This is a genomic window from Gibbsiella greigii, assembly GCF_039540155.1.
GTDB classification, from domain to species: Bacteria; Pseudomonadota; Gammaproteobacteria; order Enterobacterales; family Enterobacteriaceae; genus Gibbsiella; species Gibbsiella quercinecans.
The window spans coordinates 110,029-121,839 of the sequence record NZ_BAABEM010000049.1 but is presented as its reverse complement, the minus strand read 5'-3'; the positions used below and the strand labels follow the sequence as shown (position 1 = coordinate 121,839).

The 11,811-nt window shown below is 58.3% G+C and carries 11 protein-coding genes; 9 read left to right on the top strand and 2 right to left on the bottom strand.

Annotation, left to right across the window (positions count from 1 at the left end; translation table 11 throughout):
• Nucleotides 1-24 precede the first annotated feature (24 nt).
• Complete coding sequence (gene mreB, locus AC559G_RS21585) at nt 25-1,068, bottom strand: rod shape-determining protein MreB (RefSeq protein WP_003855260.1); 1,044 nt, start codon at nt 1,066-1,068, stop codon at nt 25-27.
• A 321-nt stretch (nt 1,069-1,389) separates the two neighbouring features.
• Nucleotides 1,390-3,321, bottom strand: a complete 1,932-nt coding sequence (gene csrD / locus AC559G_RS21580; protein ID WP_498914599.1) for an RNase E specificity factor CsrD — start codon at nt 3,319-3,321, stop codon at nt 1,390-1,392.
• Nucleotides 3,322-3,657: 336 nt separating this feature from the next.
• On the opposite strand from csrD, the gene acuI reads away from it, so the two are divergent.
• From acuI to prmA, 9 genes are all read left to right on the top strand, one after another.
• Nucleotides 3,658-4,635 (top strand): MDR family oxidoreductase, encoded by a 978-nt coding sequence (gene acuI, locus AC559G_RS21575; RefSeq protein ID WP_498914597.1) that lies wholly within the window; start codon nt 3,658-3,660, stop codon nt 4,633-4,635.
• A 143-nt stretch (nt 4,636-4,778) separates the two neighbouring features.
• Nucleotides 4,779-5,780 carry a protein-methionine-sulfoxide reductase catalytic subunit MsrP gene (gene msrP, locus AC559G_RS21570; protein ID WP_438597686.1) on the top strand — a complete coding sequence of 334 codons (1,002 nt, stop codon included), beginning with the start codon at nt 4,779-4,781 and terminating at the stop codon, nt 5,778-5,780.
• A gap of 1 nt (nt 5,781) precedes the next feature.
• On the top strand, nt 5,782-6,381 hold the full coding sequence (gene msrQ / locus AC559G_RS21565; protein WP_498914594.1) for a protein-methionine-sulfoxide reductase heme-binding subunit MsrQ: 600 nt from the start codon (nt 5,782-5,784) through the stop codon (nt 6,379-6,381).
• Between the two features lie 286 nt (nt 6,382-6,667).
• A complete protein-coding gene (aroQ, locus tag AC559G_RS21560) occupies nt 6,668-7,120 on the top strand; it encodes a type II 3-dehydroquinate dehydratase (protein WP_498914592.1) in 453 nt (150 codons plus the stop codon).
• A 32-nt stretch (nt 7,121-7,152) separates the two neighbouring features.
• On the top strand, nt 7,153-7,617 hold the full coding sequence (gene accB / locus AC559G_RS21555) for an acetyl-CoA carboxylase biotin carboxyl carrier protein (protein ID WP_438597683.1): 465 nt from the start codon (nt 7,153-7,155) through the stop codon (nt 7,615-7,617).
• An 11-nt stretch (nt 7,618-7,628) separates the two neighbouring features.
• Nucleotides 7,629-8,978 (top strand): acetyl-CoA carboxylase biotin carboxylase subunit, encoded by a 1,350-nt coding sequence (accC, locus tag AC559G_RS21550; RefSeq protein ID WP_279029637.1) that lies wholly within the window; start codon nt 7,629-7,631, stop codon nt 8,976-8,978.
• Between the two features lie 198 nt (nt 8,979-9,176).
• Nucleotides 9,177-9,419 (top strand): YhdT family protein, encoded by a 243-nt coding sequence (locus tag AC559G_RS21545; RefSeq protein WP_462614633.1) that lies wholly within the window; start codon nt 9,177-9,179, stop codon nt 9,417-9,419.
• The gene (gene panF / locus AC559G_RS21540) at nt 9,409-10,854 is read left to right on the top strand and encodes a sodium/pantothenate symporter (RefSeq protein WP_498914590.1); all 1,446 of its coding nucleotides are present in this window, start codon (nt 9,409-9,411) and stop codon (nt 10,852-10,854) included. Before AC559G_RS21545 ends, panF begins: the two co-directional genes overlap by 11 nt.
• A gap of 11 nt (nt 10,855-10,865) precedes the next feature.
• Nucleotides 10,866-11,747, top strand: coding sequence for a ribosomal protein L11 methyltransferase (gene prmA, locus AC559G_RS21535; protein ID WP_498914588.1), 882 nt, complete (start codon nt 10,866-10,868; stop codon nt 11,745-11,747).
• Nucleotides 11,748-11,811 lie beyond the last annotated feature (64 nt).

Below are 11,811 nucleotides of genomic sequence, written 5' to 3'. Positions count from 1 at the left end.
ACGATTCCTCCTTCCTGGAGCTGATTATTCTTCGCTGAACAAATCACCGCCATGCATGTCGATCATTTCCAACGCCTTGCCGCCGCCGCGTGCGACACAGGTAAGCGGATCTTCCGCTACCACCACTGGAATGCCGGTCTCTTCCATCAGCAGGCGATCCAGGTTACGCAGCAACGCGCCGCCGCCGGTCAGGACCATGCCCCGTTCAGAGATGTCGGAAGCCAGCTCTGGCGGGCACTGTTCCAACGCCACCATTACCGCGCTGACGATGCCGGTCAACGGTTCCTGCAGTGCTTCCAGGATTTCATTGGAGTTGAGCGTGAAACCACGTGGCACGCCTTCCGCCAGGTTACGGCCGCGCACTTCGATTTCGCGCACCTCATCACCCGGGTAGGCAGAGCCGATTTCATGTTTGATACGCTCGGCGGTGGCTTCACCGATCAACGAGCCGTAGTTGCGGCGCACATAGTTAATGATAGCTTCATCAAAGCGATCGCCGCCAATGCGCACGGAGGAAGAATAGACCACGCCGTTGAGCGAGATGACAGCGACTTCGGTCGTGCCGCCGCCGATATCCACCACCATCGAACCGGTGGCTTCGGAAACCGGCAGGCCGGCGCCGATGGCGGCCGCCATCGGTTCTTCAATCAGGAAGACTTCGCGCGCGCCGGCCCCTTGGGCAGACTCGCGGATAGCACGGCGCTCAACCTGGGTGGCGCCGACCGGCACACACACCAGCACCCGCGGGCTTGGCCGCATGAAGCTGTTGCTGTGAACCTGTTTGATAAAATGCTGCAGCATTTTTTCCGTCACGAAGAAATCGGCGATGACGCCGTCTTTCATCGGGCGAATGGCTGCGATATTGCCAGGCGTACGCCCCAGCATTTGTTTAGCATCATGACCCACGGCCGCGACGCTTTTCGGCGAGCCGGCACGATCCTGGCGAATGGCAACCACCGAGGGTTCATTCAGTACAATGCCTTGCCCTTTCACGTAAATCAGGGTATTGGCCGTACCCAAGTCGATGGACAAGTCATTGGAAAACATGCCACGAAATTTCTTAAACATACTAAAGGATAATCCTGCAAGCTGGGGGCGGAAAATAAAATCCGCCTACTTTACCAACCACACGAAGCAGCGACAAGGCGCAAAAACGTTCTGCTTCGGTGAAAAATAGTCTGTATTATTTTTGCTCGCCTGCACGGATGTGGAAGAAGGCCTGATATCCTTGAAGGATGGTCCAATTTGCTCCCTTGCCAGCGCATAAAACGGCGTAACACAGCTCATAAAATCTAACATTTTCCCTGATTGTCTCGGGTGGTAAGCGCCCACCAACTTTCACCAGGAAAGGACAGGCTATTCTACGTTAAAACCTGCCCAAAATTCAGATTAAACATGAAAGCGACGCGAATATTTTTTATCCTTGCCGTCGGCCCGCGCCAGCGGCGAGAAAAAATCGCCTTGGCCGCCGAGCACCCCTTTTTCTTTTAGCGTTTCCCACTCACGGCGCGTACGTACGCCGGTGGCAAACACCCGCGCCCGCGTTCCTTCGCAGGCCCCGGTCAGGCTCTGAACAAATAGCTGATTTTCATCGCGTTTATCAATATTACGCACCAACCCCGGGTGCAGCTTGACCAATTCGACCGGCAACGACTTGATATAAGACGTGCTCACGACGGTTAAACCCGCCTGGGATACCGCCAGCCGGCAGCCTAGCCCGGCGAGCAAACGCAGCACCGGGCGCAGGCGATCTATGTGTAGACAGAGATCTGCCTCAGCAAGTTCAATCATTATTCGCCGCCGACGACTTTTTTCGCATTGCAGCAGCGTATCACGCAGCCAGAGCTGAAACGGCTTGCGCAACAAAGAGTCCACGCACAGCGGAAACGCCAGCGTTTCATCCGGCCAGCGGCTCAACAGCGCCATAATGCGGCTGAGAAATTGGCGATCGTAACTTTCCGTTAGCCCAAACTGCTGCACCATTGGCATATATTCGGCGGGTAACAGCGCCTGATCGCCATCATGGATCCGGCTGACGATTTCGCGGTGATCCACCTTGCCTGCCAGCGTGATCGCCGGCTGCTGGTAAAACCGGGCGCTCTGCTGCGCCAGCGCCTGGGCCAATAAGGTGCGCCACTTAACGCTGCCGCGGCCTTTTTCCGGCACCTGACTGTCGTAGACAAACCAACCGTTGCCGCCGCGTAACGTGGCGTTACGCGCCGCCTGTTCGGCACGATCAATCACCTGTTCGGCCGCCTGGCCGCTGCCGTAGGCGACGATACCGATATGCATAAACGCCTGGCGATCAATAATCTCTGTGGCCGGCAACGCATCGGTGGCATGCACCAACTGAGCGGCAATGCCGCCGGCGTCTTTTAATGTGCAGTGGGGCAACAGCACGGTGAAATCGCTGTGAAAATAGCGCGCCAACAGCGCCGCCGGATAACGCAGCACAAACGTCGACAACAGATTGACCACCGAATAGATCAATTCCTGAACCTGGGTGTTACCGTAGGTTTCCCGCAGCGTTTCAAAATCCGGCAGCCGGATCATCATCACCACGCCGTAGGCATTGTCTACCTCCAACTGGGTCGCCAATTGGTTATCGAAAAACAACCGATTATTCAGGCCGGTCATGGCATCTCTGGCGGCAAAGGCGCGGATCAGGGTATCGACGCGGCTGCGCTCTTCACGTGATTCCATCAAATCCGCCAGCAGGCGATCGAGCGCCCCACTGACGCTGGACGGCCATTCCCCCTCCTGCCCACGCATCACCGTTTCCCGCTCGCCGTTGAGGATGCGGCGCGCGCGCCGCTCCAGGCGGTCTTCCCCTTCGGCCTGCGCCCCTAGCCAGCGCAGGCTGAACAGCAGGATAATAATCATGGTGATAATCGCCAACGTCACTGCGGTGGTGGATTGTAAATTGCGAACATCGCTGTCGTAGGGATCGAGGTAGGAGATATGCAGGGTGGCGCCGGGGTAATGCATCAGCGCCAGGGCGGCCTGCCGATAGCCGCTGAGCGGCAGCGGGGCGTCATCGAACGCCGGCAGATGATACGACAACAGGTTGCCTTTGGCGGTGTCGATGCTGATCGCCACTACGCCCAGCGGCCGCATCACCAACGGCAGCCAGTACGCCTGTTCGTTCGGCGGCTCAAGCAGCATTTTCTGATCGAGCGCCGTCACCAGCGCGTCGAAACGCCGCGCCAGCCGATCCTGGGTAACGTAAAAAAAGCTGTATGAACAGCCAATCAGCATCAGCAACATCGCCAGCGCAACCAGCAAGGTGATCAATGCCGAAAGTTTGGTGGTAAATCGCATCCCTGTGCCCTATCCACTATGGTTTATGAAGTATGCAGCCGTTAAGGCACATAACGCTTATATCCTTCATACTTCAAGTTGCAGGTGTGTTGGCTTTCCTGGCTCACCCCAGTCACTTACGCCAGTAAGCTCCTGGGGTTTCGCTGCGTTGCCGCCTGCCTGCAACTCGAATTATTTTGGATAGATACCCTGATGAGCTGACAATAGCCTATTTTTTAGACTTTGCGCATGTGCCTTTCTTTGTTCTTAATCAGAGTATCCGTTAGCTAGATGCATATAGTCGATAAATCAAATTCGGTCATTCATTCAGGAACGCACACCAAGAGGAAGCGTGACATGCGTGCACTATTATTAGAGCAACAAAACGATCAAACGCTGGCGCACATTCGGGATATCAGCAGCGATCAACTACCGGAAGGCGATGTAACGGTCGACGTTAATTGGTCCAGCTTAAACTATAAAGACGCACTGGCCATCACCGGCAAGGGCAAAATCGTTCGCCACTTCCCGATGGTGCCGGGCATTGATTTTGCCGGTACGGTTCATAGCAGTAAGGATCCGCGCTTTAAAGAAGGCCAGAGTGTCGTGCTCACCGGCTGGGGCGTGGGGGAAAACCACTGGGGCGGCCTGGCGGAGCAGGCGCGGGTTTCGGGCGAATGGCTGGTGCCGCTGCCGCAGGGGCTGGATGAACGCAAGGCGATGATTATCGGCACCGCCGGCTTCACCGCGATGCTGTGCGTGATGGCGCTGGAAGAAGGCGGCGTCCACCCCGACAGCGGCGATGTGCTGGTCACCGGCGCCAGCGGCGGCGTGGGCAGCACGGCGATCGCCATTCTGGCCGCGCTGGGCTACCACGTTACCGCCATCAGCGGCCGCGACAGCAATACCGATTACCTGAAAGCCCTCGGCGCCAAAGAAGTGCTGGCACGCAGCGGCTACATTGAAGCCCCACGCCCGCTGGAAAAACAGCTGTGGGCCGGGGCAATTGATACCGTCGGCGATAAGCTCCTGGCCTGCGTGCTGGCGCAGATGAACTATAACGGCACCGTTGCCGCCTGTGGCTTGGCCGGCGGTTATCAACTGCCCACCACGGTGATGCCGTTCATCCTGCGTAATGTGCGCCTGCAGGGTGTGGATTCCGTGCATACGCCGCTGCACCGCCGCCAGACCGCCTGGGAGCGCCTGGCCGGTATCCTGCCGGAAAGTTTCTACCAGCAGGCCACCCGGGAAATCTCACTTGACCAAGTGCCTGCCACCGCGGCCGATCTGCTGGCCAATAAGGTCACCGGCCGCACGCTGGTTAACATCCGCTAGATTGCCCCTCCCAGCAGGGCGCAGAACCTATGCGCCCTGCACTCTCCCCTGTTTACCCCGAACGTCAGGCGGAATTTTTCGCCAGGCGGCTCGCAGAAGCCCGGTTTTCACACCATGCTTATGGGATATCAGGAGGAAATTCCATGAACAAACCGCGTATCTTGACGGAAAAGGATGTCACACCGGAAAGCGTGTTCCAACAACGGCGCAAGGTGCTCAAGGCGCTCGGCATTTCCGCCGCGGCGCTGGCGTTGCCCAACAGTGCGCGGGCGGATTGGCGATCGTGGTTCAAAGGCCACGATCGGCCAAAAGCGCCGCCCGGCAAAGCGCTGGCGTTCAGCCAACCGCCCGAATGGCAGGCCCAGTTGGCGTTAACGCCGGAAGACAAGGTGACCGGCTACAACAATTTCTACGAATTTGGCCTGGACAAGGCCGATCCAGCGGCCAACGCCGGCGAACTGAAAACCGCCGGCTGGCAGGTAAAGATCGACGGTGAAGTCGGCAAACCGATGACGCTGGACATTGACGGGCTAATCGCCCGTTTCCCGCTGGAACAGCGCATTTACCGTATGCGCTGCGTGGAAGCCTGGTCGATGGTGGTGCCGTGGATCGGTTTTGAACTGGGCAAACTGCTGCAACTGGCCGAACCGAACGGCCATGCCCGCTATGTGGCCTTCCAGACGCTGTACGATCCGCAGCAAATGCCGGGGCAGAAAGACCGCTTTATCGGCGGCGGCTTGCCATATCCCTACGTTGAAGGGCTGCGCCTGGATGAAGCGATGCATCCGCTGGCGTTATTGGCCGTAGGCGTCTACGGCAAAACGCTGCCGCCGCAAAACGGCGCCCCGCTGCGCCTGGTAACACCGTGGAAATACGGCTTTAAAGGCATAAAATCGATCGTACGCATCAGCCTGACGCGCGATCGGCCGCCCAGCACCTGGAACTTGTCTGCACCGAATGAATACGGCTTTTACGCCAACGTGAACCCACACGTTGATCATCCCCGCTGGTCGCAGGCCACCGAGCGTTTTATCGGCGCCGGCGGCATTCTGGACGTCAAACGCCAGCCGACGCTGCTGTTCAACGGCTATGCCGACCAGGTGGCGGCGCTGTATCGCGGTATGGATCTGCGGGAGAATTTCTAACGTGCGTTTAACCCCAACCCACATCAAATGGATTAAGGCCGCCATTCACCTGGCGGCGTTGCTGCCGTTTTTCTGGCTGCTGCTGGCGGTGAATCAGGGCGGCTTCAGCGCCGATCCGGCCAAGGATATCCAGCATTTTACCGGCCGAATGGCGTTGAAACTGCTACTGGCGGCCTTGTTGATCGCCCCGCTGGCGCGCTATAGCCGCCAGCCGCTGCTGATGCGCTGCCGCCGGCTGGTCGGCCTGTGGTGTTTTGCCTGGGCCACGCTGCACCTGGCGTGTTATGCGGCTCTTGAATTGGGGCTGAGCAATGTCGCCATGCTCGGCAGTGAACTGGTGCGCCGGCCTTACCTGACGCTGGGTATGATCGGTTGGTTAATCCTGCTGGCGCTGGCCGCCACTTCGACACAGTGGGCCATACGCAGACTGGGACCGCGTTGGCAGAAACTGCATAACTTCGTCTATCTTGCCGCGATCCTGGCGCCGGTTCACTATTTATGGTCGGTGAAAATCCTCTCGCCGCAACCGGTGATTTACGCCCTGTTCGCGCTGGGGTTACTCCTGCTGCGTTACCGCAAATTCACAGGCTGGCTACGGTAAACCCTTTATGGGCCTGCTTTGTTGACGGTAAAAATTCCCGTTTTGCCATGGGAACTTTTCTGTGTTCTATCCCTCATAATCCAATAGTTCTCAATCCTCTTGTATCCAAGGGGGTTGAATATCTTCGCTGATAAGACCAGTATTTAGCTGCGAATTGCTACGATATCGCTATAATGCCTCACTTTGTCCCTGTGCACGGCGCAAATTTTCCCGTCAATAGGTGACAAATCGGTGACATCGGGCTATTTTCTACGATGATGGTTTTATTGCCGGAGATACCAGCACAATGGCGGATAAGTTTCACATTTTGCTTCTGAACGGCCCTAATCTGAATCTGTTGGGGACGCGTGAGCCGGATAAGTACGGCAGCACCACGCTGGCCGAAATTGTCAACGGCCTTGAGAACCAGGCGGTTGCGCTGGGTATCACCCTGAGCCATTTGCAGTCCAACGCCGAACATGTGTTGATCGAGCGCATCCATCAGGCGCGCGGCAATACGGATTTTATTTTGATCAACCCTGCCGCGTTCACGCACACCAGCGTGGCGCTGCGCGATGCGCTGCTGGCAGTTGCGATCCCGTTTATCGAGATCCATCTGTCGAATGTGCATGCCCGCGAACCTTTCCGCCATCACTCCTACCTGTCTGATATTGCAGTAGGCGTGATTTGCGGGCTCGGTGCGCAGGGCTATTCATTCGCTTTACTGGCAGCGGCCAGCCGCTTGTCAAAATCCAACTAATTGCTACACAAAAAGAGTACGGAATCACACTCATGGATATTCGTAAAATCAAGAAACTGATCGAACTGGTTGAAGAATCAGGTATTTCTGAACTGGAAATTTCTGAGGGCGAAGAGTCAGTTCGCATCAGCCGCGCCGCCCCTGCCCAGGCTTACCCTGCACAACAGGTGTACAGCATGCCTGTTCAGCAGCAGCCCGCTCTGGCCAGCGCCGTTGCTTCCGCGCCTGCCGAAGAAGCGCCTGCCGCACCGGCGGCCGTGAGTGGCCACATGGTCCGTTCCCCTATGGTCGGGACTTTCTACCGCACGCCAAGCCCGGATGCGAAAGCCTTCGTTGAAGTGGGCCAGAAAGTGAACGCCGGCGATACGCTGTGCATCGTTGAAGCAATGAAAATGATGAACCAGATCGAAGCTGACAAATCCGGCGTGGTAAAAGCCATCCTGGTCGAAAACGGCCAACCAGTTGAATATGACGAGCCACTGGTCGTCATCGAATAACGAGGCGAACCATGCTTGATAAAATTGTTATCGCCAACCGTGGCGAGATTGCGCTGCGTATTCTGCGCGCCTGTAAAGAGCTGGGCATCAAGACCGTTGCCGTCCACTCCAGCGCAGACCGCGATCTGAAACACGTCCTGTTGGCTGACGAGACCGTGTGCATCGGCCCGGCGCCGTCAACCAAAAGCTATCTGAACATCCCGGCGATTATCTCGGCGGCGGAAATCACCGGTGCGGTGGCGATCCACCCCGGTTACGGCTTCCTGTCCGAAAACGCCGACTTCGCCGAGCAGGTTGAGCGCTCCGGCTTTATTTTCATCGGCCCGAAAGCCGAAACCATCCGCCTGATGGGCGATAAGGTTTCCGCCATCACCGCGATGAAAAAAGCCGGCGTGCCGTGCGTGCCGGGTTCAGACGGCCCACTGACCGACGACATGGATAAAAACCGCGCCTTTGCCAAACGCATTGGTTACCCGGTGATTATCAAGGCGTCCGGCGGCGGTGGCGGCCGTGGCATGCGCGTGGTGCGCAGCGACAAAGAGCTGGAACAGTCCATCAACATGACCCGTGCGGAAGCCAAAGCGGCTTTCAATAACGACATGGTGTACATGGAAAAATACCTGGAAAACCCGCGCCACATCGAAATTCAGGTGTTGGCGGACGGCCAGGGCAGCGCCATCTATCTGGCAGAACGCGACTGCTCCATGCAGCGCCGCCACCAGAAAGTGGTCGAAGAAGCGCCGGCGCCGGGCATTACCAGCGAACAGCGTAAATTTATCGGTGAACGTTGTGCGAAAGCCTGCGTGGAAATCGGCTATCGCGGCGCCGGCACCTTTGAGTTCCTGTATGAAAACGGCGAGTTCTATTTCATCGAAATGAACACCCGTATACAGGTGGAACACCCGGTGACCGAAATGATCACCGGCGTGGATCTGATCAAAGAGCAACTGCGCGTTGCGGCCGGTCAGCCGCTGTCGATCAAACAGGAAGAAGTCAAGGTTCACGGCCATGCGGTGGAATGCCGTATCAACGCCGAAGATCCGAACACCTTCCTGCCAAGCCCGGGCAAGATCACCCGCTTCCATGCGCCAGGTGGCTTCGGCGTGCGTTGGGAATCCCATATCTACGCCGGTTATACCGTGCCGCCGTACTATGATTCCATGATCGGCAAGCTGATCACCTACGGTGAAAACCGTGACGTGGCGATCGCCAGGATGAAAAACGCGCTGGCGGAGCTGATCATCGACGGCATCAAAACCAACGTTGAACTGCAACAGAAAATCATGAACGACGAGAACTTCCAGCACGGTGGCACCAACATCCACTATCTGGAGAAAAAACTCGGTTTGCAGGAACGCTAAGGTTTACCCTAAACGGCGTATACCCCCTGCCAGGCCCCCCTCCAGTGGAGGGGGCCTGTTTTTTCCACCATAGGGTTATGCCCGCATCACGCCAAAAAAAATCGCCACGGCGGCCGAACCGCTTGGCAAATGCCACACTTGCCGTAAAATCCCCTTCCTTCTGAGATATCCATAACCGTAAACCGACCGGAGACATGGATGGAAAAGCGCTTTATTCAGGCCCACCGCGAAGCACGCTGGGCACTGTGGCTGACACTGATCTACCTGTTGGCCTGGACGCTGGCGGCCTACCTGCCGGACAGCGAAATCGGCATCACCGGACTACCGCACTGGTTTGAGATGGCCTGCCTGTTGGTGCCGCTGCTGTTCATCGGCCTATGCTGGCTGATGGTCCGCATGCTGTTCCGCGATATCCCGCTGGAGGACAACGATGCAAACTGAAGTGATCATACCGCTGATCGCCTATCTGCTGCTGGTATTCGGCCTGTCGGTCTATGCCTACAGCCGCCGCCAACAGGGCAACTTCCTCAACGAGTATTTTCTTGGCAACCGCTCGATGGGCGGCTTTGTGCTGGCGATGACCCTGACCGCCACCTACATCAGCGCCAGCTCGTTTATCGGCGGCCCGGGCGCGGCCTACAAATACGGCCTGGGCTGGGTGCTGCTGGCGATGATCCAACTGCCGGCGGTCTGGCTGTCGCTCGGCGTGCTGGGCAAAAAGTTCGCCATTCTGGCACGGCGCTACAATGCCATAACCCTCAACGATATGCTGTATGCCCGCTATCAAAGCCGCCTGCTGGTGTGGCTGGCCAGCCTTAGCCTGCTGGTGGCGTTTATCGGCGCGATGACGGTGCAGTTTATCGGCGGCGCGCGCCTGCTGGAAACCGCGGCCGGCATCCCCTACGACACCGGTTTGCTGATCTTCGGCATCAGCATTGCGCTGTATACCGCCTTTGGCGGCTTCCGCGCCAGCGTGCTGAACGATACCATGCAGGGGCTGGTAATGCTGATTGGCACCATTTTGCTGCTGGTTGCCGTGGTGCATGCGGCGGGCGGCCTGCACAGCGCGGTGGATAAGCTGCAGCAGATCGATCCGGCGTTGATTTCGCCGCAGGGCGGCGAGCAGATCCTCAGCCTGCCGTTTATGGCTTCGTTCTGGATCCTGGTGTGTTTCGGCGTGATTGGCCTGCCGCACACCGCGGTGCGCTGCATCTCCTATAAAGACAGCAAGGCGGTGCACCGCGGGATTATTCTCGGCACCATCGTGGTCGCCATCCTAATGTTCGGCATGCATCTGGCCGGCGCCATCGGCCGCGCGGTGATCCCGGACTTGAAGATCCCCGATCAGGTGATCCCAACGCTGATGATCACCGTGCTGCCACCGTTTGCCGCCGGGATCTTCCTGGCCGCGCCGATGGCGGCCATCATGTCGACCATCAACGCACAGCTGTTGCAGTCTGCGGCGACGATTGTCAAAGATCTGTACCTGGGCATCCGGCCGCAACAGATGCAGAACGAGAAAAGGATCAAGCGGTTTTCCAGCCTGACCACGCTGATCCTCGGCCTGCTGGTGTTGCTGGCTGCATGGCGGCCGCCGGAGATGATCATCTGGCTGAACCTGCTGGCCTTCGGCGGGCTGGAAGCGGTGTTCCTGTGGCCGCTGGTGCTTGGCCTGTACTGGGAGCGCGCCAACGCGCAAGGGGCGCTTAGCTCAATGATCGTGGGTGCGGTATGCTATACGCTACTGGCCAGCTTTAATCTGCACCTGGCAGCGCTGCACCCGATAGTGCCTTCGCTGTTGCTCAGCCTGCTGGCGTTTTATATCGGTAACGTCTGCGGCGAAAAGCGCCGTGCGGCGTTATCCTTACCCTCTTGAAGAGAACTGTTATGCCTTGGATCCAACTCAAACTGAACACCACCGGCAGCCAGGCTGAAGCCCTGAGCGATGCGCTGGTTGAAAGCGGCGCCGTCTCGGTGACCTTTCAGGACAGCCACGACAACCCGGTTTTTGAACCCCTGCCTGGCGAGACGCTGCTGTGGGGCGATACGGACGTGATTGGCCTGTATGACGCCGAAACCGATATGGCGGAGGTGGTAGCCATCCTGGCGCAGCACCCGCTGCTGGGGAACGGTTTCCACCACAAAATCGAGCAGTTGGAAGACAAGGACTGGGAGCGCGAATGGATGGAAAACTTCCACCCGATGCGCTTTGGCCAACGGCTGTGGATTTGCCCGAGCTGGCGCGAAGTGCCGGAGCCCGATGCGGTGAACGTGATGCTCGATCCGGGCCTGGCCTTTGGCACCGGCACCCACCCGACCACTGCGCTGTGCCTGCAGTGGCTGGACGGGTTGGATCTGGCGGGCAAAACCGTGATCGACTTCGGCTGCGGCTCCGGCATCCTGGCCATCGCGGCGCTCAAGCTTGGCGCCGCGCACGCCATCGGCATTGATATCGATCCGCAGGCCATCCAGGCCAGCCGTGACAACGCCGAACGCAATGGCGTGGCGGATCGTCTGGCGCTGTACCTGCCGAAAGACCAGCCGGAAGGGCTGCTGGCCGACGTCGTGGTAGCCAACATCCTCGCCGGCCCGCTGCGCGAGTTGGCGCCGTTAATTAGCTGCCTGCCGAAATCAGGGGGCTATCTGGGGTTGTCCGGTATCCTGGCGACCCAGGCCGCCAGCGTGGCCGAAGCCTATGAAGACAAATTTGCCCTCGATCCGGTGGCCGAACGCGAAGAGTGGTGCCGTATTACCGGCCAGCGCAAATAATCGCCGTTTTTTGCCGCATCCGCGCCGCCGCGAGCATCCTCCGGCGGCGTTTTTTTCCCCGCAT

Bases quoted from the DNA above. Each gene is read 5' to 3' on its own strand.
- acuI (WP_498914597.1), top strand. From the start codon at position 3,658: ATGCGTGCACTATTATTAGAGCAACAAAACGATCAAACGCTGGCGCAC.
- accB (WP_438597683.1), top strand. From the start codon at position 7,153: ATGGATATTCGTAAAATCAAGAAACTGATCGAACTGGTTGAAGAATCA.
- panF (WP_498914590.1), top strand. From the start codon at position 9,409: ATGCAAACTGAAGTGATCATACCGCTGATCGCCTATCTGCTGCTGGTA.
- csrD (WP_498914599.1), bottom strand. From the start codon at position 3,321: ATGCGATTTACCACCAAACTTTCGGCATTGATCACCTTGCTGGTTGCG.
- accC (WP_279029637.1), top strand. From the start codon at position 7,629: ATGCTTGATAAAATTGTTATCGCCAACCGTGGCGAGATTGCGCTGCGT.
- msrP (WP_438597686.1), top strand. From the start codon at position 4,779: ATGAACAAACCGCGTATCTTGACGGAAAAGGATGTCACACCGGAAAGC.
- AC559G_RS21545 (WP_462614633.1), top strand. From the start codon at position 9,177: ATGGAAAAGCGCTTTATTCAGGCCCACCGCGAAGCACGCTGGGCACTG.
- aroQ (WP_498914592.1), top strand. From the start codon at position 6,668: ATGGCGGATAAGTTTCACATTTTGCTTCTGAACGGCCCTAATCTGAAT.
- mreB (WP_003855260.1), bottom strand. From the start codon at position 1,068: ATGTTTAAGAAATTTCGTGGCATGTTTTCCAATGACTTGTCCATCGAC.
- prmA (WP_498914588.1), top strand. From the start codon at position 10,866: ATGCCTTGGATCCAACTCAAACTGAACACCACCGGCAGCCAGGCTGAA.